Source organism: Sphingobium sp. GW456-12-10-14-TSB1, from assembly GCF_059424385.1.
The window spans coordinates 1880600-1905774 of record NZ_JBWKZI010000001.1 but is presented as its reverse complement, the minus strand read 5'-3'; the positions used below and the strand labels follow the sequence as shown (position 1 = coordinate 1905774).

Below are 25175 nucleotides of genomic sequence, written 5' to 3'. Positions count from 1 at the left end.
TATACTGTTTGAGGTGATGCGGGTGACAGCGATGATGAGCAGCAAGAGGCAGCGCCCGGTCGTCACGGCCCTGTTGGCGACGACGATGATCGCCGGGCTGACAGCGGTTCCGGCAAAGGCGCAGCAGGCTGCTCCTCCGGCCGGCGCACCGACGCTGGCGCCGCCCGTTGCCCCGGCACCGGTGGGTACGATCCGCGCAATCAATGTCACCGGCACCCAGCGGCTGGAGCCGGACACGATCCTGTCCTACACCAAGCTGCGCGTCGGCCAGCCCTTCACCCAGGAAACGCTCGATCAGGGTCTGCGTGACCTGTACGAGACCGAACTGTTCGCCGACGTCCAGATCCGCAACGACAATGGCACGCTGACGGTCGAGGTGAAGGAAAACCCGGTCATCAACCGCATCGTGCTGGAAGGCAACAAGCGGCTGAAGGACGACAAGATCCGGCCCGAAATCAAGCTGGCCCCGCGCCAGATCTATACCCGTTCCAAGGTCCGCGCCGATGTGGCCCGCATCATCGAACTTTATCGTCGTCAGGGCCGCTTTGCCGCCAGCGTCGAACCCAAGATGGTGCAGCTCGACCAGAATCGCGTCGACATTGTCTTTGAAATTACCGAAGGGCCAAAGTCCAAGGTCCGCCAGATCAACATCATCGGCAATGACAAGTTCAAGGACGGCGAACTGCGCAGCCAGATGGTGACCAAGCAGTCACGCTGGTTCCGCATCTTTTCGTCGGGCACCAGCTATGATCCCGATCGCCTGGCCTATGACCAGCAGAAGCTGCGCCAATTCTACCTGACCGAAGGCTATGCCGATTTCCGGGTGATTTCGGCCGTTGCGGAACTGACGCCGGACAAGCAGGACTTCATCATCACCTATGTGGTGGAAGAAGGTGATCGCTACAAATTTGGCGATGTGAAGGTCGAATCCGACATTCGCGACCTGTCGGGCGATGGGCTGACCAAGCGCCTGCCGATGAAGAAGGGCGACTGGTATAACGCCAAGCTGGTCGAGGATACGGTCGATACGCTAAGCGAGACTGCCGGCCTGTTCGGCTATGCCTTTGCCGATGTGTCGCCCGATTTCCAGCGCGACAAGGATACGCTGACGATGGGGATCAATTTCCGCATCGCCAATGCGCCGCGCGTCTATGTCGAGCGGGTCGACATCAACGGTAATACGTTGACGCAGGACAAGGTGGTACGCCGCGAATTCCGTCTGGCCGAAGGGGACGCCTTCAACAGCTTCCTGGTCAAGCGGTCGAAGGACCGGATCAACTCGCTCGGCTTCTTCCAGGAGAAGCTGGACGTGGAGCAGAAGCCCGGTTCCGCGCCTGACCGGATCATCCTGGAAACCAATGTGCAGGAAAAATCGACCGGCGAATTGTCGCTGTCGGCCGGTTTCTCGTCGCTGGAACGCTTCATCGTGTCCGCATCGATCACCCAGCGCAATTTCCGCGGCAAGGGCCAGGAACTGCGCACGTCCGTCAATTATTCGGCCTATAGCAAGTCGGTCGAAGTCGGGTTCACCGAACCCTATTTCATGGACAAGAATATCGCGCTGGGCGGCGACATCTATCGCCGCGATCTCAACAGCTTCCGGTTCCTGGGCAACGGGACCAACAGTCGCGATACGACCTATGAACAGACGACCACCGGCTTTCAGATCCGGGCCGGCGTACCGATCACCGAATATATGTCGCTGGCGCTGCGTTACAGCCTCAATTTCGACGATGTGACGCTCGACAGGGCGACCTATTATTCCGATCCCGATGGCGCGGGTCCGCTGGCGGAGCGTTGCGATCCGCTGCTCGCCGGTCGCTATCTGTGCGATGCGATTGGCAAGCGCACGACATCGTCGCTGGGCTACTCGCTGATTTATGACACGCGCGACAACCGCATCCGCCCGACGCGGGGCAACAACGTGGTGCTAAGCCAGGATTTCGCGGGCCTGGGCGGCAGCGTGAAATATGTTCGCACGCGCGTCAACGCCTCCAAATTCTGGCCGCTGGGTGCGGGTTTCATCTTCTCCCTGTCGGGTGAGGGCGGCTACATTCATTCGCTGGAAGGTGAGCGGCTCGACCCGGACGGCAACCCGACCGAGCGCATCCGGCTGGTTGATCGGTTCTTCCTTGGCGAACCACAGTTCCGCGGCTTCAACATCCGCGGCGTGGGTCCGCGGGTGAAGCGTTACTTCCTCCAGGCCACGACCGATGAGAACAACAACATCACCGGCTATGACCGGGTCACTGGCCGGAACAACATCACCGACGACGCGCTGGGAGGTCGCATCTATTACCAGGCGCGGGCCGAAGTGGAGATACCGCTGGGATCGGGCGCGCGTGAAATGGGGCTGCGGCCGTCGATCTTTGTCGACGCAGGCGCGGTGGCCGGCATCAAGGATCCGGTGCTGATCAACGGCAATGGCAGCTTCGCCGGCTATTGCGACCCAACGGACAGCGCACCCACCGGATCGACGCGGGTGCGCGCCACCGGCACGGCGCGGTCGCCGGTCTGCGGCACCAATTTCACCTTCTCGGGCGGCAATTTCGAGGAAGAATATCTCGGCGACACGCTCAAGCCGCGCCTGTCGGTCGGCTTTGGCGTCAACTGGAACTCGCCCTTCGGCCCGTTCCGTATCGACATCGCCAAGGCGCTGCTGAAAGAACCAGGGGACGACACCAAGCTCATCACCTTCAACGTAGGGACTCAATTCTGATGAAGACCATTATCAAGGCTGCGGCGCTCGTTTTCGCGCCGATGACCGCCATTGCGCTGACCGCCGTTCCGGCCGCAGCCCAGTCCAAGATGGGCATTGCCGTCGCTGACCTGCAGCGCGCGGTCGGCACCAGCGCCGCCTATACCGTCGCCCGCACCCAGATGCAGACGACCTACAAGCCGCAGATCGATGCGTTCAACGCGCGCAAGACTGCGATCGACGCCGACCTCAAGACGAAGGGCGACGCGATCCAGAAGGCGCTGACCGCAGCGGGCAACAAGCCGACCCCGGCGATCGAAACCCAGTATCAGGCGTTCCAGCAGTCGCAGCAGAGCGCCCAGGCCGAACTGCAGCGCATGGGCCAGCCGATCGCGCTGGCCAATGCCTATGTCGAAGAACAGATCACGGCCAAGCTGTCCGACGCGCTGAAGGCTGCGATGGCGAAGGCGAAGGTCGATCTGGTGCTGGCCCCCGATGCGACCGTGTCCTATCAGCCGACCGTCGACATTACCGATGCCGTCGTGACCGAAATCAACGCGCTGGTGCCCAGCGTGTCGATCACGCCGCCGGCCGGCTGGCAGCCGGGCCGTCAGGGTCAGGCCGCAGCCCCGGCTGCCGCGCCTGCCAACCCGGCGCAGGCCCCCAAGTCGCGCTGATAGATAATGGCGGGAGAGGTTGAAACGATCAGCGCGCGTGGCCCGATGGATGTCCGTCGGGTCATGGCCGCGCTGCCGCATCGTTACCCGATGCTGCTGATCGACCGCGTGGTGTCGCTGGTGCCCAACCAGTCGATCCACGCGATCAAGGCGGTGTCGGTGAACGAACCCTTTTTTCAGGGCCATTTCCCGACCCGGCCGATCATGCCGGGCGTGCTGATCGTCGAAGCGATGGCGCAGGCGGCGGGCGTGCTGGCGGTGGAATCGATGAACCTGGCCGATTCGGGCAAGCTCGTCTATTTCATGAGCATCGACGGCGCGAAATTCCGGTCGCCGGTGGAGCCGGGCTGTCTGCTCGACCTGCATGTCGAAGTGACCCAGAATCGCGGCGCGATCTGCAAGTTTGCGGGCAAGGCGATGCTGGGCGACAAGCTGGCCGCAGAAGCACAGTTCGTCGCGATGATCAGCGACCCGCCCAAGGATTGAACTATTCCTGTCACCCCAGCGAAAGCTGGGGTCTCGCTTCCTCTGTTGCATGCGAAGAAAAGTGAGATCCCGGCTTCGCCGGGATGACGGACTATTGCCACAAGGCGTCAAACCCGCTAACGGCGCGCCTTCGCACTTTTCCCGCATCCACAGCCGGTCGGAACCGGCACATTACGGAGCACGACGCCATGAAGGCCGATATTCACCCCGACTACCACATGATCACCGTCCAGATGACCGACGGTACGACGTTCCAGACCCGTTCGACCTGGGGCAAGGAAGGCGACAAGATGGCGCTCGACATCGACCCCAAGTCGCATCCGGCATGGATCGGTGGCCAGCGTCAGCTGGATCAGGGCGGCCAGGTGGCGCGCTTCAACAAGCGCTTTGGCGGCCTGACGCTGAAGAAGTAATCGGCCTTACAAAGGCAGGAATGAAAAGGGCGCCCGCGAGGCGCCCTTTTTGTTGGTGGCGGAGATGGGTGGGTTGGGGACGGGCGGCTTTACAGGTGCAAGCACCGTATAGGAGGCATGAATCTCACCGTCACCCCAGCGAAGGCTGGGGTCTCAGGCGTAGATGCGCCACAGTCGGATAGGGCGCGGGGCGGCTACGCAATAAGCCAAGGGCGTTATCTCTATCGGCCTCCCAGCCGCCAACGCAGCGCGCGCCGAATATAATCGAAACGACACTGGCTCCGCTTTGAGGAAGAAGCCAATCCAGATTGGCGTGATATGTCAGACGTTATCTTCTGACGCCTGAGACCCCAGCCTTCGCTGGGGTGACGATCAAGGAAATGGCCGATTCCAAGTCACGGCGCAGCATATTCCGGCGGCAATTTCTGGTCGCTCCCGATCATCCCCCCCTGCAAGGGGAGGTGGATGGCCGTAGGCCAGACGGAGGGGTATCCGCCTCTCGATAGGGTGACACCCCTCCACCACTTCGTGGTCCCCCTCCCCTTGCAGGGGAGGAATGTGCGGGCGCTTCTGGTCGCCTCCTGTCCATCCGCTCTGCGCCCTCTAAGAGCGCGGCTTTTTCAGGCTGATCGATCCGCGTCCAGAAACGCCGCCACGTCGTCCAGCACGACATCTTTTGACAGGAAGGTCTGGCCGATGCCGCGGGCGAGGAGGAAGGGGAGGGTGCCGGCCGCCATTTTCTTGTCGTGGAGCATATGGCCGACCAGCGCCGCGCCGTTGGCGGTGACGTGGGCGGTGGCGAGATTGTGGGGCAGGCCGACGGCTTTGAGATGCGCGGTGACGCGATCGGCATCGGATTGGGGGCAAAGGCCGAGATGCGCGGAATAGCGGAAGGCGAGCGCCATGCCGGCCGCTACGCCCTCACCATGCAGCAGCGTGTCGCAAAAGCCTGTGTCGGCCTCCAGCGCGTGACCGAATGTGTGGCCAAGGTTGAGCAGGGCGCGGCGGCCAGACGTCTCGCGCTCGTCATCGGCGACGATCGCCGCTTTGGCGCGGACGCTGCGTTCGATCGCGATGGTGCGGGCTTCGGGATCTCCGGCCAGCAGCGCCTGCGCATTGGCTTCGCACCAGCCGAAGAAATCGGGATCGTCGATCAGGCCATATTTGACGACTTCGGCATAGCCCGCGCGGGTTTCGCGTTGGGGCAGGCTGTCGAGCGTCGACGGGTCGATCAGGACGAGGGCGGGCTGGTAGAAGCTGCCGATCAGATTCTTGCCTGCCGCCGTGTTGATCGCGGTCTTGCCGCCGACCGACGAATCGACCTGAGCCAGCAGCGTGGTGGGCACCTGGATGAAGTGGCAGCCGCGCTTGAGGATGGAGGCGGCAAAGCCCACGAGATCGCCGATCACGCCGCCGCCAAGCGCCACGACATGATCGCCGCGCTCAATCTCCAGCGCCAGCAGCGCGTCGAGCAATTGTTCCAGATGCCGCCAGCTTTTCGTCTGTTCGCCCGGCGGCAGGATGATCGGTTCCAGCGTCACATTTGCGGCGCGCAGGCTGGCGTCAAGCCGGGGAAGCTGGGCGGCGGCGACATGGGCGTCAGTGACGACGACGATCCGCCCCTTGCGCGCATAAGGGGCCAGGATGGCGCCAGCGCGGTCGAGCGCGCCCTGTTCCACGATGATGTCATAGCTGCGCGCGCCGAGCGCGACCGGGACTATTGCCATGCCGTCAGATGCTCCATGATGCGGTCGACCGTGATGTCGTGGGGTGCCGCGATACTCTTCACATGAATGGGGGCGAGCGCGTAAACCGGATTGCGGACCGCTGCCAGATCCGTCAGCACCGTGCGGGGATCGCGATCCTTGAGCAGGGGGCGGCCTTCGCGGCGCGACACGCGATCGACCAGCACGTCGATGTCGGCGTCCAGCCATATCGCGGTCGCCTGATCCAGGATCAGCGCGCGCGTGTCATCCTGCATGAAAGCGCCGCCGCCGGTCGCGATCACCTTGGGCGCGCCGTCCATCAGCCGGGCTATCACACGGCGTTCGCCGTCGCGGAAATGGGGTTCGCCATAGCGGGCGAAAATCTCCGTAATGGAAAGCCCGGCGGCTTTTTCAATCTCTTCATCGGCATCGACGAAAGCGACGCCAAGCCGCGCGGCAAGCCGCCGTCCGACGGTGGATTTGCCCACGCCCATCATGCCTACCAGGACGATGGGACCGCGCTTGGCGTGAGTAGCGGGGAATTTGCTGTTTCGCTGCATGGCGACCGGGGCTATACAGCCAGCCGTCACAGAGGCAAATCGCATCTTTCCCTGTCGTTTCGCATGATGGCGGGACCAGCCGTAGCAAGGACTCATGAAGAACAACCGCAATTTGAGCAGTTTTGAGGGCGCTGGCCGCCGTCGTGGTACGCGCCTGCCGATCCTGCCCATCATCCTGGTGGTGCTGGTCGTCGCGCTGCTGGCCTTCCTGTGGTCGCGCGGTGGCGAGCAGCCGCAGCAGCGTGTCGAGAAAGTCATCCCCGCCGAGAAGCTGGGCCAGTAACGCCCATGCGCAGGTCCGGGGGTAAGGCGAAATGGGCGTTCGGCAGCTTTGCGCTGGCATTGGCGCTGCCCGTCGTGGCGCAGCAGGCGCCCGAATCGCTGTTGCCGCCCGGTTTTGGCGACGCGCCCGAAACACCAGCGCCAGCCCCCGCGCGCCCCGCGCCCGCGCCAACGCCCGGCGGCGTGCCAGCCCCCGCGCTCAATCCCGCGACCCCGCCCGACCTGGCGCTGCTGCCGGATGAGGCGGCCAATGCCGCCGAAGAGGAACTGACGCCGGAAGAACTGGCGGCGCAGAAGGCCAAATATGACCTGCCCGAAACGGCGCGCCGCTCGCTGGACCGCATCGGCCCGCTGACGCCCGCGACGCGCGGGATGGAGCCGAACGCCTTTGGCAACCAGTCGGGCAAATTCCTCGCCACGCTGATGCAGCAGACCCATGCGCCGATCATGTCGCGCTGGGCCGCGATCCTGCTGCGGCGGGCGCTGTTGTCGGCGGTGGATACGCCGCGCGATATTGACGGGGCGGACTGGGTGGCCGAGCGCGCCTGGCTGCTGCTGCGCATGGGGGAGGCGGACAGCGCCCGGCTGTTGGTGCAGAGCGTCGATCCCGACCGCTATTCCCCGCGCCTCTATGCCATCGCGATGCAGACCTATCTGGCCAGCGCGGACCCGGCCGGTCTATGCCCGCTGTCGGAAGGGGCGCTGCGTTTCAGCAAGGAGCCGGGCTGGGACATGACGCGGGCGATCTGCCCGGCCTTGTCGGGCGATCAGGGGTCAGCCAGCGGTGCGCTCAACCAGGCGCAGCGGCGCGGCGTGGTGCGCGGCGTCGACTATCGGCTGGCGGAAAAGCTGGTCGGCACCGGCTTCAATGCGCGCCGTTCGGTGAAGATAGAATGGGACGGGGTCGATCGGCTGACCGCCTGGCGCTTTGGTCTGGCGACTGCGCTGAATGTCGAGATTCCCGACGCGCTATATGGCACGGTCGGAACGCATGTGCGGGCGTGGGAAGCGCGTGCGCCCGCGCTGGCGCCGGTGCAGCGCCAGCCGGCGGTCGACATCGCGGCGCGGCTTGGCGTGTTTTCCAACGCGGCGCTGGTTGATTTCTACAGTCAGTTGGCGGCCGATGGCGATGCGCCGACGGAGATTGCCGACCGGATCGACGCGCTGCGCACCGCCTATACCGGTGCGACGGTGGGCGCGCGGATCGGCGCGATGCAGACTTGGTGGCAGGATGGCGCACGGCCTGACTATGTCGGGCTGATCGCGACGGCGCGGGCAGCGGCGGCCCTGCCGGTCGCGCAGGCCGACGCGCGCGATGCCGCCAATCTGGTCGCGGCGATGATGACCGCCGGCTATGATCGCAATGCGGCGCGCTGGGCGCGGGCGCTGGGCCAAATCAATGGCGATGGCGCGGCGCAATTCTGGGGGCTGCTCGCCGTTGGTGCGCCAAGCCCGGTGGTCGACATCAACGAAGGCCGGATAACCGGCTATATTGGCGAAGCGGGGCCGCAGAAGGGCCGGATGCTGATCGCGGCGCTGGCGGGTCTGGCGCGGCTGTCGGCCAATGACATGGCGAGCCTGGCGCGTGATAATGGCGTCAATCTGGCCGCCAACAGCCGCTGGGCGCGCGCGATTGGCGCGGCGGCCCAGCGCGGCGAAAAGGGTACGGTCGCGCTGTTGGCGGCGGTGGGGATGCAGGGGAGCGACTGGAACCGCCTGTCGCCGGAGCATCTCTATCATATCGTCGCCGCGCTTCATCGCGTCGGGCTGGACCCTGAAGCGCGGATGATCGCGGCGGAGGCGATCACGCGGCTTTGATGGGTGACGATGATGCCCTGATCGACCGTTTTCTGGAAATGATGGCGGCGGAGCGGGGCGCGTCGCGCAACACCTTGCTGGCCTATCGCGCCGACCTGAACGGCGCGGGTGCACTGATTGGCGGCCTGGCCGGGGCAAGCAAGGAGGCGCTGGGCAGGCTGGCGGGCGAATGGGCGACGCTGGCGGCATCGTCCGTGGCGCGCAAGGCATCCGCGCTGCGGGCCTTTTACGGGTTTCTGGAAGAAGAAGGGCTGCGCGCGGATAATCCCGCCAGCGCGCTGCCGCGCCCGGTGATGCGGCGTCCATTGCCCAAGATTTTGTCGGGGGCCGAAGTCGATATGCTGTTCGCGCTGATCGCCGAGCGGCTGGCGGTGGCACATCCGGCGCCGGGCGATCTGCGGCTGTCGGCATTGATCGAGCTGCTGTACGGGTCGGGGCTGCGCGCGACCGAGCTCGTCTCCCTGTCGCGCCGGGCGCTGGCGGCGGATCGACCCTTCCTGATTTTGAAGGGGAAGGGCGGGCGCGAGCGGCTGGTGCCGATTTCCGACCGGGCGCGGGCCGCGGTTGCAAGCTGGCTGACGCATGTGCCGTCCGAAAGCGCCTGGCTGTTTCCGTCGGGGAAAAGCTATTTGAGCCGTATCCGCCTGTACCAGATCGTCAAGGCGCTGGCGGCGGCGGCGGGGATAGCGCCCGAACGGGTCAGCCCGCATGTGCTGCGCCACGCTTTCGCCACCCATTTGCTGGAGGGCGGGGCGGATTTGCGCGCGCTCCAGTCGATGCTGGGCCATGCGGACATCGGCACGACGCAAATCTATACCCATGTGGACAGCCGCCGCCTCGTCGAACTGGTCAACAGCCGCCACCCATTGGGGCAGATGGTGCCGAAAATGCCGCAGCCGCGCGTTGACGACGACGCTTCATCGCCCTAACGCCATGCGCCATGGTCAGCTTTCTGGAATTTGAAAAGCCCGTTGCCCAACTGGAAGCGCGCATTGTCGAACTGCGCGCCACTGCCAGCGTCGGCGACATCAATATCGACGGCGAAATCGCGACGCTGGAGCAGCGCGCGGCCAAAATGCTGGCCGATACCTATGCCAAATTGACGCCCTGGCAGAAGACGCAGGTGGCGCGTCATCCCGAACGTCCGCATTTCAAGGATTATGTCGCGGGCATGTTCGACAATTTCCTGCCGTTGGCGGGCGATCGCGCCTTTGCCGACGATCAGGCGATACTGGGCGGCTTTGCCACGCTGGGCGAGCGGCGGGTGATGGTGATCGGCCATGAGAAGGGCGACGATACCGCCAGCCGGGTGCGGCACAATTTCGGCATGGCCAAGCCCGAAGGCTATCGCAAGGCGATCCGCCTGATGGAACTGGCGGATCGGTTCGGCCTGCCGGTGGTCACGCTGGTGGATACGTCGGGCGCTTTCCCCGGCGTGCAGGCGGAAGAGCGCGGGCAGGCCGAAGCGATTGCGCGGTCGACCGAGGCGTGCCTGAAGCTGGGGGTGCCGATGGTGTCGGCCGTGGTGGGCGAAGGCGGTTCTGGCGGCGCGATCGCGCTGGCGGCGGCCAATCGCGTGCTGATGTTCGAACATGCCGTCTATTCCGTGATTTCCCCCGAAGGCTGCGCGTCGATCCTGTGGCGCACCGCCGACAAGGCGAGCGACGCGGCCACGGCGATGCAGGTGACGGCGCAGCATCTGAAAAATCTGGGCGTGATCGACACGATCGTGCCCGAACCAGTGGGCGGCGCGCATCGCGATCCGGTCGAGGCGATTGCCAGCCTGGGCGCGGCGATCGAGGCGGAACTGGCGGCGCTCGACGGGATGGATGCGTCGGCGCTGCGCACCGACAGGGCGGACAAATTTCTCGCCATCGGCGCTTGAACGACGCTTGACGGGGAACGCTCCGGCCTTTCTTCTCGTTACGATGCGGTAATTGAGGAGGAATTCAGGGGATGAACTGGAAGTTGTCTCTGGCATGCGCCGGAGTGGGCATGGCCGCGCTGGCGGCTGCGCCTGCCGTCGTGGGCCAGCAGCGTGCCATACGCACCACGTCGTCGATCAGCGCGCAGGATAAGGCGAGCGGGGCCAAGCAGCATCCTGAACTGCTCAAGGAATTTGGCGGCGCCTATGCAGGGCCGCAGGCGCGCTATGTCGAGAGCGTGGGGCGTCGCATCGCGGTGCAATCCGGCCTGTCCAACGCGCAGAGCGATTTTACCGTCACGCTGCTCAATTCGCCGGTCAACAACGCCTTCGCGATTCCTGGCGGCTATGTCTATGTCACGCGCCAGTTGATGGCGCTGATGAATGATGAGGCGGAACTGGCCGGGGTGCTGGGGCATGAAGTCGGCCATGTCGCGGCCCGCCATGGCCAGCGGCGGCAACAGGCGGCGCAGCGCAATGCGATCGGCGGCGCCTTGCTGGGCGTTCTGACTGGTGCGTTGCTGGGCGATTCGGGCTTTGCCGGGCTGATTCAGAAAGGGATCGGCACGGGCAGCCAGTTGCTGACGCTGCGATTTTCACGCACGCAGGAATATGAGGCCGACGATCTGGGCATTCGTTACCTGGCGTCGGGCGGCTATGATCCGCGCGCTTTATCGGGGATGCTGGCGTCACTGGCGGCGCAGAGCAATCTGGATGCGCGGGTTACGGGCAGTGCGCGGACCATGCCGGAATGGGCGAGCACCCATCCCGACCCCGCATCGCGCGTCGCGCGCGCGTCCAAAGGCGCAGCGAACAGCGGATCGAAGAGCGTGGTGCGTAACCGGGAAGCCTTCCTCAATGCGCTTGACGGCCTGCTCTATGGCGATGATCCCCGGCAGGGCGTGATAGAGGGTAACCGCTTTCGCCATCCCGACCTCCGCCTGAGCTTCACCGCGCCGACCGGATTTGGCATGGAAAATAGCGCGGATGCGGTTTCGGTGACGGGATCTGGCGGGCAAGCGCAATTTGGCGCGGCGCCCTATTCCGGCAATCTGGCGGCCTATATCGACAATGTCTTTGCGAAACTGGGCGGCGCCAATGGCAGCGTGCCGGAAGGTGAGGCGCGCCGCACGACGATCAACGGTCTGCCTGCCGCGTGGCGCACCGTGCGTGCCAACAGCCAGTCGGGTGCAGTCGATGCGACTGTTTTCGCTTATGATTTTGGCGATGGGAAGGCCTACCACTTTCTGTTGTTGACAGCAGCGGGACAGGGCATCGGCCCGTTCAACACCATGGTCCAGTCGGTCCAGCGCCTGTCACCGCAGGAAGCTGCTGCCATCAAGCCCCGCCGGGTCGATGTCTTGACGGTCAAGGCGGGCGATACTGTCCAGTCGCTCAGCCGGCGCATGGCCTATAGCGATTATCAGCTGGAGCGTTTTCTGACGATCAACGCGCTGGCAGCGAATGCATCGCTGCGACCAGGGCAGCGCGTGAAGATCGTCACCTGGTAAAGTCAAACGAAAAGGGGCGGCGAAGTTGCCTTCGCCGCCCCCTGTTTCGACAATGTGTCGGGCTTACTTCAGGTTGCCCGAAACGTTGTTGAAGGTGCCGCTGAGCTTCGTGCCCAGGCTGGTCATCGCGCCAATGGCAGCGACGGCGATCAGAGCCGCGATCAGGCCATATTCAATGGCGGTCGCGCCCTTTTCGTTCTTCAGCATCTTACGGATGAACTGCATGTGATGTCTCCTTGTCTTGAAACTGCGTTTAACTACCCGGCCGCCCCGCTCAAATTGATGTGGTCAGCAAGGAATGAATTAGAGAAGGTCAGTTGAAAAACGGTTAATGGGGATCGAACGGCTGTCAGATATTGATGGTTAACGGGACGTTACTTCATGGGCCACGTTGTTCCACATGCCTGTCGTCTTATTTGCGACGTTCGTCAGAGCAGTGATCATGGCGAGCACAACCATGGCGATAATCAGGCCATATTCGACCGCGGTCGCCCCACGTTCGCATCGTATGAGCCCCAAGCGGGCGATGATTTCGATGAACCCGCGCATATGGCTTCCAGTTCGCTACAGACAGTCCCGCATAGACCTGTAAAAGACGCGCGGTTAACAAAGCCCTTTCATCGGACCTTTATGGACAGTTTTTCGCCTTTATGGGTGGTGGCCGCCGCCCTGATCGACGCGGACGGCCGCGTTCTTGTGCAGCAAAGACCGCCTGGTCGGGCGATGGCAGGGCTATGGGAGTTTCCCGGCGGCAAGCTGGAACCCGGTGAAACGCCCGAAGCGGCGCTGATCCGCGAGTTGGAGGAGGAACTGGGTATCCGCACCCATGCCAGTTGCCTGGCGCCCGCAACCTTTGCGAGCGAGCCGCTGGGCGACAGGCATTTGCTGCTGCTGCTCTATGTCTGCCGGAAATGGGAAGGTGTGGCGCAGGCGCGCCATGCCACCGCGCTGCAATGGGTGCGCCCCGCGCAGATGTACGGACTGGATATGCCACCCGCCGACCTGCCGCTGATCGGGATATTGGAGGCTTTGCTCTAAGGGGGAGGGGACGGCGCCCCCTCCCGGCGACATAAGTCAGCCCTCGGCCGGCTTGCTCTGTAGCTGGACGTAATTCTGGATGCCCATGCGCTCGATCATTTCGAACTGGGTTTCCAGCGTATCGATATGCTCCTCCTCGCTTTCGAGGATATATTGGAACAGGTCGCGGGTCACATAATCGCGAATCGATTCGCAATAGGCGATCCCATCCTTGAGCGGGGGCAGCGCTTCATATTCCAGCGCCAGGTCGGCCTTCAATATTTCCTCGACCGTTTCGCCGATCTTGAGGCGGCCAAGCAGCTGAAAATTGGGCAGACCGTCGAGGAAGAGGATGCGCTCCGCCAGCTTGTCGGCGTGCTTCATCTCGTCGATCGATTCCTCATATTCAAACTTGGCGAGCTTTTCGACGCCCCAGTGATTGAGGATGCGATAGTGCAGGAAATATTGATTGATCGCGGTCAGCTCATTTTTGAGGACCTCGTTCAGATAGTCGATGACCTTCGGGTCGCCTTTCATGGCGGATACTCCGGCTTGGGGGGGGATTAAGGCCGGACTATAGGCGTCGGGTTCGTTGCTGTTAAGCCAAAAAACCTTGATATTCCGCCATTTTATCGTCCGCTATTGCGCCGGCTTCGCGATCGGCAAGTGCGGATGATTTGCAATGCTATCAGGCCGAGGCGCGTTCCGCGGCGATGATCGTGCGGGCGAAGGGAACGCACTGGCCGCATTTGGGGCGACGGCCAAAGCGCGCATAGGCGCTGCAGGGCGTGTCGGCGCCATCGCGCACAGCTTCCTTCAAGTCCTTTTCACGAATGGCATTGCAAACACAGACGACCATCGAGACACTCTCCTGATAGGGAGAGAGATAGCGCAGATGATAATAGGTCGCAATAGTAATCAGCTGCTCTTGCGAATCTTTTGCGGTTGGCCGCGGATCAGGCTGCGCCAGAGCCATTCCACCGGGCCAACGGCGAATCGCGACAGCCAAAGCGGCGACCAGAGCAGCATCAACGCCCAGGCGCCCAGCACGAAGGGCAGGAGCAGGGCGGGGCGGACATGGCCGAACAAGCCCAGCCCCCAGCCATAGAAGAGCGAGGTCATGAGCAGGGTGGATCCCAGATAATTGCTGAGCGTCATTCGCCCGGTGGCAGCCAGGCGGGCGACCAGCGGGTGATTGCGATGACGGGCAAGCAGCCACAGGATGAGCGCGGCCCAGCCCACGGCAAGCGGTATGCGGAAGGGGAAGGACCAGAGCAGGACGGTGCCGAAAGCAGGTAACGGGGCAAAGCCACTGGCGATGATCCAGATGGCAAGGCCGATCATCGGTGGCAGGCCGATGAGAAAGCAATGGCGCGCGGTGCGCCAATATTGATCGGCAGGCCAGCGGCCCGTGAGAAAGCCGCCCTTGAGCATCGCCATGCCCAGCAGCATGAAGCCCAGCACGTCCAGGGCGGTGAACATGAAACCCCAGAACCATTCGCCGGGGAAAGAAGCGAGCTTGTGCGACAGGATCGTACCGAAGCCGCTGCGATAGGTGGCGATGTCCGCGCGGACGCCGGGGCTGGCCGGGTCCGCCAGCGATGCCATGAAGGTCGCAAAGCCGTTGCGCGTGGCCGTTCCCGCGCCGGGCAAGGCGGCGGCATGGCCCCAGGCATAGAGGGTGGCGAGAAAGGCGGCACAGATCAGGAAGTGAAAAAGGAAGATCAGGAAAGCGCTTTTGACGAGCGCCATGGGTTCCTGTCGCACGAAGCCGAGCGCCACCAGACTGACGACCGCATAGATCGCCAATATGTCCCCCCACCAGAGCAGCAGATAATGGGCCATGCCTATGACGAACAGCCAGCCTGCGCGGATCATCTGGCTGCGGCGGCCGTCACGCCCGGCCATTTCCTCCCGGTCGATCAGCAACAGCATCGACGCGCCGAACAGCATGGCGAACAGCGCGCGCATCTTGCCGTCGAACAGAATCAGGCTGCTCATCCAGAAAGCGATGTCGCCAATGCCGAGCGGCCCCGATGCCGCCGGGTTGAAATAGGCGGATTGGGGCTGGGCGAAGGCCGTGATGTTCATCCACAGGATGCCCATCACCGCGCAACCGCGCAGCACGTCCATGGCGGGGATACGGGGGGATGTCATGACGCTTCCTTGAAGGGGACTGGTCAGCGGCGCAAGCCTCTGCCAAGGCGCGTAGCCATGATTGATGGCTCCAGGCAATGGCGCAAGCAACGGATCAGCGACGCCTTCGGCGCGGCGGCGGCGCATTATGATGACCATGCCGGGCCGCAGCGGCTGGCGGCGGCGCTGGTGGCAGAGTTGGCCCAGCGGCAAAAGCCCGATGGGATCACGCGGATATTGGAAATTGGTTGCGGCACCGGGTTCCTGACGCGCGACATTCAGGCGCGCTGGCCGGGCGCAGAGATGGTCGTGACCGACCTGTCGCCAGGGATGCTGGAACAGGCCGCGTCCGCAGGCCATGTCGCGGGGCGGTTCCTGACGATGGACGGGGAAGCGCCGATCTTCGACGGGCCATGGTTCGACCTGATCGTGTCCAGCCTGGCGTTCCAATGGTTCGATGATCTGGCGAGCGGCATTGCGCGGCTGGCGGAGCTGTTGCGGCCGGGCGGGAGCCTGATTTTCTCGACCATGGGGCAGGGCAGCTTTGCCCGCTGGCGGGCCGCGCACGCGCGGTGCGGACTGGTGGCTGGCGTGCCGGATTATCCGACGCTGGACGACTTGCGCGCTATGCTGGCGCGCTTTGGCGACGCCTTCGCCTTTGACGAGGAGTATGCGCTGGATTGCGGCGGCGCGCGGGGGCTGATCGCCCATTTGCGCGGGATTGGCGCGGTGGTGCCGGGCGAAGGGCGCGCGCCGCTATCGCCGGGCGATTTGCGGCGGGTGATGGCCGCATTCGAGGCTGAAGGCAGCAATGATAGCTATCAGGTTCTGTTTGGACGGGTGACGCGAGGCGTGGCGTGATCCGGCAGGCGTTCAAAACCTAATCCGATAGCGAGATCGTCCCAGTGCGGGTTCAATTCCTCAATCATGCTGATTTTCCAGGCGCGGTTCCATTTTTTCAAGCGTTTCTCGCGGAGGATAGCTTCATCCATCGTGCCGTGCTGCTCGAACCACATGAGGCGGTTTACGCCGTAATCACGGGTGAAGCCGGGGACTGCACTGGTGCGATGCTGGTGGAGGCGGGCGATGAGGTCTGATGTAACGCCGATATAGAGGGTGCCGTTGCGTTGGCTGGCCAGGATATAGACGCAAGGCTGGCGGATTCGCATGGCGTGATTTTAACAATAGCCGTCGTTCCCACGGAAGTGGGAACCCATGTTGCACCGAACGGTAGGCGCGGGGGTACGCTACGGGCGGGCGCGTTGCGCGCCGATTGTATCCAGGTGCGTAACGGGCGTTGGGTCCCCGCGTCCGCGGGGACGACGGGGGTTTGGGATTAAAGTTCGCTGTCCATCAGCTTGGGGAAGAAGCCTTCATGCGCGGCGCGCAGGTCGGTGAGGGGGACGCCGGCAACGGTCGATCCGCCGGTGGTGCCGATACGGATTGCGCCCGGAATGTCGATGCCTGGTGATGCGGTGACGACATAGCGGCCCTGATCTTCGCCAAAGGCGGCGGCGGTGGAGAGCGTGTCGTCGAGCTGCGCGCCGATTTTGCCCGCCAGCGCCATTTCGGCGATCGTGACGATCAGGCCGCCATCGGCAATATCATGAACGGCATTGACCGAACCCGATGCGACCAGGGTGCGGATCATGTCGGCATTGGCGCGCTCGGCAGCCAGATCGACCTTGGGTGCTTCACCCGCTTCACGACCGGCGATTTCGCGCAGCCAGATCGACTGGCCCAGATGCGTGCCCAAAGCGCCTTCTGGCCCCCCGATCAGCCAGATGGCGTCGCCTTCATTCTTGAACGCGACCGTCGCCATCACATCGACGTCCGCCAGCAAGCCGATCCCGCCAATTGCGGGCGTAGGCAGAATCGCGCTGCCGCCGCCGGTCGCCTTGCTTTCGTTATAGAGCGACACGTTGCCGCTCACGATCGGGAAGTCCAATGCGCGGCAGGCGTCGCCCATCCCGTCAAGGCAGCCGGTCAGCTGTGCCATGATTTCGGGGCGCTGGGGGTTGGCGAAGTTGAGGCAGTTGGTCACGGCCAGCGGCTTTGCGCCGACCGCGCTCAGGTTGCGATAGCATTCGGCAATCGCCTGCTTGCCGCCTTCATAGGGGTCTGCATAGCAATAGCGCGGGGTGCAATCGGTGCTGATCGCAATGCCTTTGCTGGAGCCGTGGACGCGAACCACGGCCGCATCGCCGCCGGGGCGCTGGACTGTGTCCGCGCCGACCATATGGTCATATTGTTCCCAGATCCAGCGGCGGCTGGCGATGTCGGGGCTGCCCATCAGCGTGATGAGGTCCGCGCCGATGTCGGTGGATTCGGGGATGTCGCCGAGCGGCTGGACGCCCGACCAGGCCTTATAGTCGTCCACCGGCATGGAGGGGCGATCATAGAGCGGGGCGTCGTCCGCCAGCGGAGCCAGCGGAATGTCGCACACGGTTTCGCCATGATGGACCAGGACCATGCGACCCGTGTCGGTGACTTCGCCGATCACCGCGAAATCCAGCTCCCATTTGTGGAAAATGGCCTCTGCAAAGGCTTCGCGGCCCGGCTTCAAGACCATCAACATGCGCTCCTGGCTTTCGGAGAGCATCATTTCATAGGCAGTCATGCCGGTTTCGCGCTGCGGCACGGCATCCATGTTGAGGAGCAGGCCGACGCCGCCCTTCGACGCCATTTCGACGCTGGAGGAGGTGAGGCCCGCCGCGCCCATATCCTGAATAGCGACGATCGCGTCGGACGCCATCAGTTCAAGGCAGGCTTCGATCAGCAGCTTTTCGGTGAAGGGATCGCCGACCTGCACGGTCGGGCGCTTGGCGTCGGCATCGTCGCCGAAATCGGCGCTGGCCATGGTCGCGCCATGGATGCCGTCGCGGCCGGTCTTGGAGCCGACATAGACGATGGAGTTGCCAACGCCGGATGCTGCCGAATAGAAAATCTTGTCGGTGTCCGCGATGCCCACGGTCATGGCGTTGACCAGGATATTGCCGTCATAGGCGGGGTGGAAATTGACTTCGCCGCCCACGGTGGGCACGCCGACGCAATTGCCATAGCCGCCAATGCCGCGCACGACGCCGCTGATCAGGTGGCGCATCTTGGGATGATCGGGCCGACCGAAGCGCAGCGCGTTCATATTGGCGACCGGGCGCGCGCCCATGGTGAACACGTCGCGCAAAATGCCGCCAACGCCGGTCGCTGCACCCTGATAGGGTTCAATATAGCTGGGATGGTTGTGGCTCTCCATCTTGAAGATCGCCGCCTGACCATCGCCAATATCGACCACGCCTGCATTCTCGCCGGGGCCGCAAATGACCTGCGGGCCAGTGGTCGGCAGCTTCATCAGGTGGATCTTGGAGCTTTTATAGCTGCAATGTTCCGACCACATGACCGAGAATATGCCCAGTTCCGTGAGGTTCGGTTCGCGGCCGATCGCTTTCAGGACGCGGTCATATTCTTCCGGGCTGAGGCCATGTTCGGCGACGATTTCCGGGGTGATGTGGGGAGCGGTGCTGGACATGTGCGCGCCTTTAGCGGGGCGGCGCAGGATTCACAATGGTGGGTATGGTGGTGAGTTGGAAGTGAAAAGGTTGCTAATCACACACTCGTGGCGTGATAACTATTTCCACGTCGATTTTCGGCATCCCTTCGTGCGGAGATCTGTCGCGCCCGGTTTGAACGTCAAACTTTATATCGGCGGCCCTTAATGCATTTATTACGGCAGTCTCACAATCTGTCGGATTGGTTGGATCGAGGCATCGTACGCCAATACCACTGAGGGGCGCATTGCTTAACCCCATGAACGACGGATTCTGGACTTGCCATCCTGCATTGCGAAAGGCGGCACTGATTCCGGAGTTCAACGCTGGGGCATCAGCGCAGGCCATGTCCGAACCTATACTTATCGAGCACTTCGTCCCCGCAAGGGCAGTTTGGATCTTGGTTCGTTGGTCTGCCAGAATGCGGCGAGGCATTAATTCTTCGATCTTGGCTTCGAGCAATTCTATTCGTGCTTTAGCTTCATCTGGAGATGCTCCATCGAGTTGGCGGCGATAATCCAAAATCTCATCATCTCGCAACTTAAGCCGTGCTTCTAATGACTCTATTGTATTAGATTTCAAATGGGTAACTACAAGCCAGATGACACATGCAACGACTATTATGGCTGCTAGATATATAATCGGAGCAGCCTTAATTGCGTTCCACTGTAGTTGAATGTCGTTGTTCATTGTGCGGGCATATCAGGGCGCTTTGAGTTCGCAAAACATAGAATACAAGAGCGCAAAAGAAAAAGGCCGGACCTTTGGGGAAAGGTCCGGCCCGGGAATGAGGAAGCTGGACACCTCGAAAAACTCTGGCGTTTGATCGGCGGATTTGATTCACTTCGTCGGCGATGCGTAGGAGGCGATGATGGCAAGTCAGCCTGGTTTCTTCGATCTTTCGGACCGGTACGATGCGCTGAGCGCGGCGGGCGATCCGCTGGAGCGATTAGCGGCAGTTGTGGATTTCGAGGTTTTCCGTGGTCCGCTGGTGGCAGCGCTTCGTCGCTGCGTTCGCGGCAAGGGTGGGCGACCGCCCTTTGATCCGGTGCTGATGTTCAAGATTCTGGTTCTACAGGCGCTCTATTCGCTGTCGGACGAGGCCGCCGAGTTTCAGATCAAAGACCGGTTGTCATTCCAACGGTTCCTGGGCCTTGGGCTCGATGGCACCGTGCCGGATGCGACCACGGTGTGGCTGTTTCGGGAACGCCTGGTAAATGCCAAGGCCATAGACAAACTTTTCGCTCGCTTCGACGCTGCCCTCAAGGATCGGGGCTATCTCGCCATGGGCGGGCAAATCATCGACGCTACGGTCGTGCAGGCACCCAAACAGCGCAATACCGAAGCGGAGAAAGCAGCGATCAAGGAAGGCGGCGTGCCCGAGGGCTGGAAGCCGGCCAAGACCCGGCAAAAGGACCGTGATGCGCGCTGGTCGATCAAGTACAGCAAGGCCAAGATCAAAGAGGGCGCCGATCCCAAGGCGGCTAGGCCGGTCGATCTGGCCATCCCGATGTTCGGGTACAAGAATCATATCGGCATCGACAAAACCCATGGGCTGATCCGCACCTGGGATGCCAGCGCCGCCAATGCCCATGACGGCGCACGGCTGCCGGTTCTGATCAGTAAGGACAACACTGCCTCCGGCGTCTGGGCTGATACCGCCTATCGATCCAAGAAGAACGAGGCGTTCCTGGCCAGTGGCATGTTCACCAGCCACATTCACCAGCGGCGTAAACCGCGGCGAGCGTTGCCTGAGCGGATCGCCAAGGCCAATACCCGGCGTTCCAAGATCCGCGCCCAGGTCGAGCATGTGTTCGCCGGGCAAAAGAACCGCATGGGGCTGGTCGTGCGCACCATCGGCATCGCCCGCGCTACCATCAAGATCGGCATGGCCAACTTGGCCTATAACTTCCAGCGCTTGGCCTGGCTCGAAGGGCGAACTGCGCCTGCTTGATATGAACCAAGCGCTACCGACGGTAAATCCGGCCACTGCGGCACCGGCAATATCGAAATCACCGACAAATACGCTGCAACATCACTCCTTCCACGCCGCCTCAATCCGCACCGTCGACCCTACACGCAAATCCAGCGGTTCTTCGAGGTGTCCAGCTGCGTGCGTCTTAGACGTGGCAGGCCTGTGCGCCTTTGCCGGGCACGGTGATGGTGACTTCGTCGCCCGCGCCGCTGACTTCAAAGCCTTCGGCCGTGAAGGGCTTGCCGACTTCTTCCGCCTTCAGCGTGGTGGCGGGGCCGCCCTTTTCAGTGCGCAGCTGGGCCGTCTTGTCGTCGCTCATATAGTCGACGAAGATCAGGCTGTTGTCCTTGCACCGGAACTGCTTGTTGGCCTTGACCGACGGGGGCAGCTCGACAGGCGCGGCATTGGCCAGTTCGGCAGCCATCGGATCGGCAGGGCCGCCAACGACTTCGGGTTCGTCATTCTTGTTGCAGGCGCTCAGCAGAGTGAGCGAGGCAACGGCGATCAGGGGAATGTAAAATTTCATAGCGGTCCTTCTATGTGCACCTGCAACATCCTGCGTCAACGCAAAACTGCGCTTAATCCCCCATCGCTATCATATGACGTCATGACGACACGATGACAGTCATGAAAGCGGGTACGAAAGCCGGTGTGATGGCTTGACCGGGGCGGCAGTGGCGGTCAATGCAGGGACATGGCAGACGATAGCAGCACGGCCCCTTCCAATTCGGCCCTTGATCCGGCCAGTCTTTCTTTCGAGGATGCGCTGCGCGCGCTCGAAACGATCGTGCGGCGGCTCGAAAGCGGCGACGTGCCGCTCGACGAGTCGATCTCGCTCTATGCGCAGGGCGAGGAGCTGCGCAAACGCTGTACGGAGCGGCTGGCGTCGGCGGAGGCGCGGATCGCCAAGCTGACGACAGACGCCAGCGGCGCCGTAACCGGCGCGCAGCCGTTCGGCGCGGAATGAGCGGCATGATCGGGGGAGAGACGGCCTCCGCCGGGGCATTGGTGAAGGCGCGCGCGGCAGAAGTCGCGGCCGCGATCGACCGGGCGTTCGACCATCTGCTGGGCGTGCCGGACGATCCACGGGCGCGACTGTATGAGGCGATGCGCCACGCCGCGATCGGCGGCGGCAAAAGGTTGCGGCCATTGCTGGTGCAGGCGACCAGCGACCTGTTCCATCTGTCACGCGAATCGGCGCTGCGGGTCGGCCTGGCGATCGAGTGCATCCATGTCTATTCGCTGGTGCATGACGATCTGCCCGCGATGGACAATGACGACATGCGCCGGGGCAAGGCGACCGTCCACAAGGCGTTTGACGAGGCGACGGCCATATTGGCCGGCGATTGCCTGCACGATCTGGCGTTCCAGATCCTGTCCGACGAGGAAACCCATCCCGACCCGTTCGTGCGGATAGAATTGGTGCGCGCGCTGGCGCTGGCCAGCGGTCCTGCTGGCATGGCGGGCGGGCAGATGATGGACCTGGAGGCGGAACATGCCCGGTTCGACCTGGCCACCGTCACCCGGCTGCAAAACCTAAAGACCGGGGCGCTGATCGCCTTTTGCGTCGATGCCGCCGCGATCATGGCCCGCATCCCGGTCGATGCCCGCACCGGCTTGCATGGCTATGCGCGCGACATCGGACTGGCGTTCCAGATTGCCGACGATCTGCTGGATGTAGAGGGCGACGCGACGCTGGCGGGCAAGGCGCTGGGCAAGGATGCGGCGGCGGGCAAGGAAACCTTCGTGTCGCTCCTGGGCGTCGATCGGGCGCGGGCGCAGGCGCACATGCTGGTCGATCAGGCCAAGGCGCATCTGCATGGCTATGGCGCGGAAGCCGACCTGCTGCGCGCCATTGCCGACTATATCGTGGAAAGGGATCGCTAAACGGCATGAGCAAGCAGCGCATAGGTGTCTATCCCGGCACGTTCGACCCGATTACATTGGGGCATATGGACATCATCCGGCGCGGCGCGAAGCTGGTCGACCGGCTGGTGATCGGTGTGACGACCAACATCAGCAAGTCGCCCATGTTCAGCGATGAGGAACGGCTGGAGATGGTCCGGCGCGAATGCGCGGCGATCGACGCCGACATTGTGGTCGTCGGCTTCAACTCGCTGCTGATGGACTTTGCCGAATCGCAGGGCGCAAGCGTCATCATTCGCGGGCTGCGCGCGGTCGCCGACTTTGAATATGAATATCAAATGGCGGGGATGAACCAGCAGATCAACGCCCGCGTCGAAACGGTATTCCTGATGGCGGACGTGTGCCTGCAACCGATCGCGTCGCGACTGGTCAAGGAAATCGCGCTCTATGGCGGGCCGATCCATAAATTTGTGGGGCCGGTGGTGCGCGACGAAGTCGTGGCGCGGGTAGAAAAACTGGGACGCAAGGGCAGCGTATAAGCTCGCTCAGCCTGCGTTCAGTTGCCAATCGCGATCAGCGCGCTATCAGGACGGCCAAGATATTGAGGAAAGTAAGTCCCATGCGTTTCACCTGCGCGCTCAAGACCGTGGCGATCGGCATCGCCCTCACTGCGTCCGGCATGGCCTATGCCCAGGGCGGCGGTAGCAAGGGCGATGAATTGAAGAAGGCGGAGGCTGCGGCGCGGGCGGCGGAGAATGCCAAGTCGCTGGGCGGCGACCTGACCCCCAAGCTGCCGCCTGCGGTGGTGCCGGCCGATCCGCAGAATATCTGGGATCTGGACCTGTCGAGCGGCGGGCGGGTGCGTATCCAGCTGCGCCCCGACATCGCGCCCAACCATGTCGAGCGGATCAAGGAACTGACCCGGCAGGGTTTCTACAATGGCCTGAAATTCCATCGCGTCATTCCCGGCTTCATGGCGCAGGGCGGCGACCCCAAGGGCGACGGCACGGGCGGTTCGACGTTGCCGGACCTGAAGGCCGAGTTCAACCCGATGCCCCATCTGCGCGGTACCGTGTCGATGGCCCGCGCCCAGAGCGAGGATAGCGCCAACAGCCAGTTCTTCATCGTGCTGTTGCCCAGGATGCAGCTCGACAAGAAATATACGGTGTTTGGCCGGGTGATCGAGGGCATGAATTATGTCGATGCGATTGCGCAGGGCGAACCGCCCGCCAACCCGACCGTGATCCTGCAAGCATCGATCGAGAGCGACGGCAAGCCGCCGGTGACCGCGCCGGTCGCCCCGGTTGCGCCGTCGATTATTGGCGCGCCGGCGAAATAAGCGGGAGAAGGGGCTGGTTCGTCCGGCCACCATCCCTTCGCTTTATCATGATTATAGCACCGGGTGTTCCCGCGAAGGCGGGAATCCAGTCCAGAGGGGGACTGGATTCCCGCCTTCGCGGGAACACCGATAAAGGCTGAACAGGGCAGCGTTTAGACCATGCGCGTAGACCTTTTCGATTTCGACCTGCCGCCGGAGAATATTGCGCTGCGGCCTGCGTCGCCGCGCGATAGTGCGCGCTTGCTGCTGGTGCCGGGCGAGGGCGACTTTGCTAACCTGAGCGTGCGTGACCTGCCCTCGCTGTTGCGGGCGGGCGATGTGCTGGTGTTCAACGATACGCGCGTCATTCCGGCCCAGCTGGAGGGGATGCGCGGCAATGCGCGGATCGGCGCGACGCTGCACAAAAGGCTGGGGCTGCGCCAGTGGCAGGCCTTTTTGCGCAATGCCAAGAGGGTGCGTGACGGTGACCGGATCGATTTCGGCGCGGGGGTCACGGCCATCGCCGGGCCGCGCGACGATGATGGTGGGGTGACGCTGAGCTTCGAGGGCGAGGAGCCGGTGGAGATATTGCTGGAGCGGGCAGGGCGGATGCCATTGCCGCCCTATATTGCCAGCAAGCGTCCGACCGACGAGCGCGACCGGGCCGATTACCAGACGATGTTCGCGCGGGAGGATGGTGCGGTGGCAGCGCCCACGGCTGCGCTGCATTTCACCCCGGAATTGATGGCGGCGCTGGCGGAGCGCGGCATCGTGACCGAGACGCTGACGCTGCATGTGGGCGCGGGGACATTCCTGCCGGTCAAGGCGGACGATACCGACGATCATCGGATGCACGCCGAATGGGGCCGGATCGAGGCGGCGACGGCGGAGCGGCTGAATGCCGCACGCGCGGCGGGCGGGCGGCTGATCGCTGTTGGCACCACCAGCCTGCGCCTGCTGGAAAGCGCGGCGGGCGAGGATGGCATCATCCGTGCCTTTGCCGATGAAACCCGGATTTTCATCACGCCGGGCTATCGGTTCCGGGCGGTCGACGGGTTGATGACCAATTTCCATTTGCCCAAATCGACCCTGTTCATGCTGGTCAGCGCGCTGATGGGGACGGAGCGGATGCGGGCGGCTTATGCCCATGCGATCGGGGCGGGCTATCGTTTCTACAGCTATGGCGATTCGTCGCTGCTGCTGCCGTGACGCCGGGATGATCCGGGGCGGCATTTTGTGCTAG

The 25175-nt window shown here is 63.2% G+C and carries 28 protein-coding genes; 17 read left to right on the top strand and 11 right to left on the bottom strand.

From position 1 onward, the window contains the following. Nucleotides 1–31 precede the first annotated feature (31 nt). From bamA to rpmE, 4 genes are all read left to right on the top strand, one after another. Nucleotides 32–2719 (top strand): outer membrane protein assembly factor BamA, encoded by a 2688-nt coding sequence (gene bamA / locus AC07X9_RS09280; RefSeq protein WP_026002325.1) that lies wholly within the window; start codon nucleotides 32–34, stop codon nucleotides 2717–2719. Next, nucleotides 2719–3375, top strand: a complete 657-nt coding sequence (locus AC07X9_RS09275; RefSeq protein ID WP_017182801.1) for an OmpH family outer membrane protein — start codon at nucleotides 2719–2721, stop codon at nucleotides 3373–3375. The genes bamA and AC07X9_RS09275 overlap by 1 nt, the downstream gene beginning before the upstream one ends. Nucleotides 3376–3381: 6 nt before the next feature. After that, nucleotides 3382–3861 carry a 3-hydroxyacyl-ACP dehydratase FabZ gene (fabZ, locus tag AC07X9_RS09270; protein WP_026002326.1) on the top strand — a complete coding sequence of 160 codons (480 nt, stop codon included), beginning with the start codon at nucleotides 3382–3384 and terminating at the stop codon, nucleotides 3859–3861. A 188-nt stretch (nucleotides 3862–4049) separates the two neighbouring features. Continuing rightward, on the top strand, nucleotides 4050–4274 hold the full coding sequence (rpmE, locus tag AC07X9_RS09265; protein ID WP_006954711.1) for a 50S ribosomal protein L31: 225 nt from the start codon (nucleotides 4050–4052) through the stop codon (nucleotides 4272–4274). 620 nt (nucleotides 4275–4894) lie between these two features. Here rpmE and aroB read toward each other — a convergent pair. Next, nucleotides 4895–6001: a 3-dehydroquinate synthase gene (aroB, locus tag AC07X9_RS09260; RefSeq protein WP_017182804.1), complete on the bottom strand. Its 1107-nt coding sequence runs from the start codon at nucleotides 5999–6001 to the stop codon at nucleotides 4895–4897. Continuing rightward, complete coding sequence (locus tag AC07X9_RS09255; RefSeq protein WP_017182805.1) at nucleotides 5992–6540, bottom strand: shikimate kinase; 549 nt, start codon at nucleotides 6538–6540, stop codon at nucleotides 5992–5994. The genes aroB and AC07X9_RS09255 overlap by 10 nt, the downstream gene beginning before the upstream one ends. Nucleotides 6541–6634: 94 nt before the next feature. Here AC07X9_RS09255 and AC07X9_RS09250 point away from each other — a divergent pair, with 94 nt between their 5' ends. From AC07X9_RS09250 to AC07X9_RS09230, 5 genes are all read left to right on the top strand, one after another. Further along, nucleotides 6635–6823 (top strand): hypothetical protein, encoded by a 189-nt coding sequence (locus tag AC07X9_RS09250; RefSeq protein WP_017182806.1) that lies wholly within the window; start codon nucleotides 6635–6637, stop codon nucleotides 6821–6823. Between the two features lie 5 nt (nucleotides 6824–6828). Next, nucleotides 6829–8640: a hypothetical protein gene (locus AC07X9_RS09245; RefSeq protein ID WP_017182807.1), complete on the top strand. Its 1812-nt coding sequence runs from the start codon at nucleotides 6829–6831 to the stop codon at nucleotides 8638–8640. Beyond that, entirely contained in the window at nucleotides 8640–9569 is a 930-nt protein-coding gene (locus AC07X9_RS09240) for a tyrosine recombinase (RefSeq protein ID WP_017182808.1), read from the top strand. Before AC07X9_RS09245 ends, AC07X9_RS09240 begins: the two co-directional genes overlap by 1 nt. 11 nt (nucleotides 9570–9580) lie before the next feature. Next, nucleotides 9581–10525: an acetyl-CoA carboxylase carboxyltransferase subunit alpha gene (locus AC07X9_RS09235; protein WP_017182809.1), complete on the top strand. Its 945-nt coding sequence runs from the start codon at nucleotides 9581–9583 to the stop codon at nucleotides 10523–10525. A 71-nt stretch (nucleotides 10526–10596) separates the two neighbouring features. Further along, a complete protein-coding gene (locus AC07X9_RS09230) occupies nucleotides 10597–12075 on the top strand; it encodes a M48 family metalloprotease (protein WP_026002327.1) in 1479 nt (492 codons plus the stop codon). A 63-nt stretch (nucleotides 12076–12138) separates the two neighbouring features. Here the strand turns inward: AC07X9_RS09230 and AC07X9_RS09225 are convergent, their stop codons facing one another. Next, nucleotides 12139–12300, bottom strand: a complete 162-nt coding sequence (locus AC07X9_RS09225) for a Flp family type IVb pilin (protein ID WP_017182811.1) — start codon at nucleotides 12298–12300, stop codon at nucleotides 12139–12141. 138 nt (nucleotides 12301–12438) lie between these two features. Beyond that, the gene (locus tag AC07X9_RS09220; protein ID WP_017182812.1) at nucleotides 12439–12624 is read right to left on the bottom strand and encodes a Flp family type IVb pilin; all 186 of its coding nucleotides are present in this window, start codon (nucleotides 12622–12624) and stop codon (nucleotides 12439–12441) included. Between the two features lie 81 nt (nucleotides 12625–12705). On the opposite strand from AC07X9_RS09220, the gene AC07X9_RS09215 reads away from it, so the two are divergent. Continuing rightward, nucleotides 12706–13113 carry a (deoxy)nucleoside triphosphate pyrophosphohydrolase gene (locus tag AC07X9_RS09215; RefSeq protein ID WP_017182813.1) on the top strand — a complete coding sequence of 136 codons (408 nt, stop codon included), beginning with the start codon at nucleotides 12706–12708 and terminating at the stop codon, nucleotides 13111–13113. A gap of 36 nt (nucleotides 13114–13149) precedes the next feature. Here AC07X9_RS09215 and bfr read toward each other — a convergent pair whose 3' ends face one another. The 3 genes from bfr to AC07X9_RS09200 all read right to left on the bottom strand — a co-directional run bounded on the left by bfr (nucleotide 13150) and on the right by AC07X9_RS09200 (nucleotide 15249). After that, nucleotides 13150–13629, bottom strand: coding sequence for a bacterioferritin (bfr, locus tag AC07X9_RS09210; RefSeq protein ID WP_017182814.1), 480 nt, complete (start codon nucleotides 13627–13629; stop codon nucleotides 13150–13152). A 151-nt stretch (nucleotides 13630–13780) separates the two neighbouring features. Then, a complete protein-coding gene (locus AC07X9_RS09205; RefSeq protein WP_017182815.1) occupies nucleotides 13781–13951 on the bottom strand; it encodes a (2Fe-2S)-binding protein in 171 nt (56 codons plus the stop codon). Between the two features lie 59 nt (nucleotides 13952–14010). Beyond that, nucleotides 14011–15249, bottom strand: coding sequence for a DUF418 domain-containing protein (locus tag AC07X9_RS09200; protein WP_037514446.1), 1239 nt, complete (start codon nucleotides 15247–15249; stop codon nucleotides 14011–14013). Between the two features lie 57 nt (nucleotides 15250–15306). Between AC07X9_RS09200 and AC07X9_RS09195 the strand changes: the two genes are divergently transcribed. Beyond that, nucleotides 15307–16089, top strand: a complete 783-nt coding sequence (locus AC07X9_RS09195) for a methyltransferase domain-containing protein (RefSeq protein WP_017182817.1) — start codon at nucleotides 15307–15309, stop codon at nucleotides 16087–16089. On the opposite strand, the gene AC07X9_RS09190 is transcribed toward AC07X9_RS09195, so the two are convergent. From AC07X9_RS09190 to AC07X9_RS09180, 3 genes are all read right to left on the bottom strand, one after another. Then, nucleotides 16050–16397 carry a GIY-YIG nuclease family protein gene (locus tag AC07X9_RS09190; RefSeq protein ID WP_081490909.1) on the bottom strand — a complete coding sequence of 116 codons (348 nt, stop codon included), beginning with the start codon at nucleotides 16395–16397 and terminating at the stop codon, nucleotides 16050–16052. The two genes, AC07X9_RS09195 and AC07X9_RS09190, sit on opposite strands and share 40 nt — an antisense overlap. 167 nt (nucleotides 16398–16564) lie before the next feature. Further along, the gene (gene purL, locus AC07X9_RS09185; RefSeq protein ID WP_017182819.1) at nucleotides 16565–18754 is read right to left on the bottom strand and encodes a phosphoribosylformylglycinamidine synthase subunit PurL; all 2190 of its coding nucleotides are present in this window, start codon (nucleotides 18752–18754) and stop codon (nucleotides 16565–16567) included. Nucleotides 18755–18827: 73 nt separating this feature from the next. Beyond that, on the bottom strand, nucleotides 18828–19463 hold the full coding sequence (locus AC07X9_RS09180; protein WP_140159584.1) for a hypothetical protein: 636 nt from the start codon (nucleotides 19461–19463) through the stop codon (nucleotides 18828–18830). 181 nt (nucleotides 19464–19644) lie between these two features. On the opposite strand from AC07X9_RS09180, the gene AC07X9_RS09175 reads away from it, so the two are divergent. Beyond that, nucleotides 19645–20727: an IS5 family transposase gene (locus AC07X9_RS09175; RefSeq protein WP_031309815.1), complete on the top strand. Its 1083-nt coding sequence runs from the start codon at nucleotides 19645–19647 to the stop codon at nucleotides 20725–20727. A gap of 166 nt (nucleotides 20728–20893) precedes the next feature. Here AC07X9_RS09175 and AC07X9_RS09170 read toward each other — a convergent pair whose 3' ends face one another. Then, the gene (locus AC07X9_RS09170; protein WP_017184150.1) at nucleotides 20894–21274 is read right to left on the bottom strand and encodes a hypothetical protein; all 381 of its coding nucleotides are present in this window, start codon (nucleotides 21272–21274) and stop codon (nucleotides 20894–20896) included. Nucleotides 21275–21442: 168 nt separating this feature from the next. On the opposite strand from AC07X9_RS09170, the gene AC07X9_RS09165 reads away from it, so the two are divergent. From AC07X9_RS09165 to queA, 5 genes are all read left to right on the top strand, one after another. Beyond that, complete coding sequence (locus tag AC07X9_RS09165; RefSeq protein WP_017184151.1) at nucleotides 21443–21715, top strand: exodeoxyribonuclease VII small subunit; 273 nt, start codon at nucleotides 21443–21445, stop codon at nucleotides 21713–21715. Between the two features lie 5 nt (nucleotides 21716–21720). Further along, a complete protein-coding gene (locus tag AC07X9_RS09160) occupies nucleotides 21721–22635 on the top strand; it encodes a polyprenyl synthetase family protein (protein WP_380790590.1) in 915 nt (304 codons plus the stop codon). 5 nt (nucleotides 22636–22640) lie between these two features. Further along, the gene (gene coaD, locus AC07X9_RS09155; protein WP_017184153.1) at nucleotides 22641–23153 is read left to right on the top strand and encodes a pantetheine-phosphate adenylyltransferase; all 513 of its coding nucleotides are present in this window, start codon (nucleotides 22641–22643) and stop codon (nucleotides 23151–23153) included. An 80-nt stretch (nucleotides 23154–23233) separates the two neighbouring features. After that, nucleotides 23234–23953: a peptidylprolyl isomerase gene (locus tag AC07X9_RS09150; RefSeq protein WP_017184154.1), complete on the top strand. Its 720-nt coding sequence runs from the start codon at nucleotides 23234–23236 to the stop codon at nucleotides 23951–23953. A 159-nt stretch (nucleotides 23954–24112) separates the two neighbouring features. After that, nucleotides 24113–25141 (top strand): tRNA preQ1(34) S-adenosylmethionine ribosyltransferase-isomerase QueA, encoded by a 1029-nt coding sequence (gene queA / locus AC07X9_RS09145; RefSeq protein ID WP_086485750.1) that lies wholly within the window; start codon nucleotides 24113–24115, stop codon nucleotides 25139–25141. The last annotated feature ends 34 nt before the right edge of the window (nucleotides 25142–25175 follow it).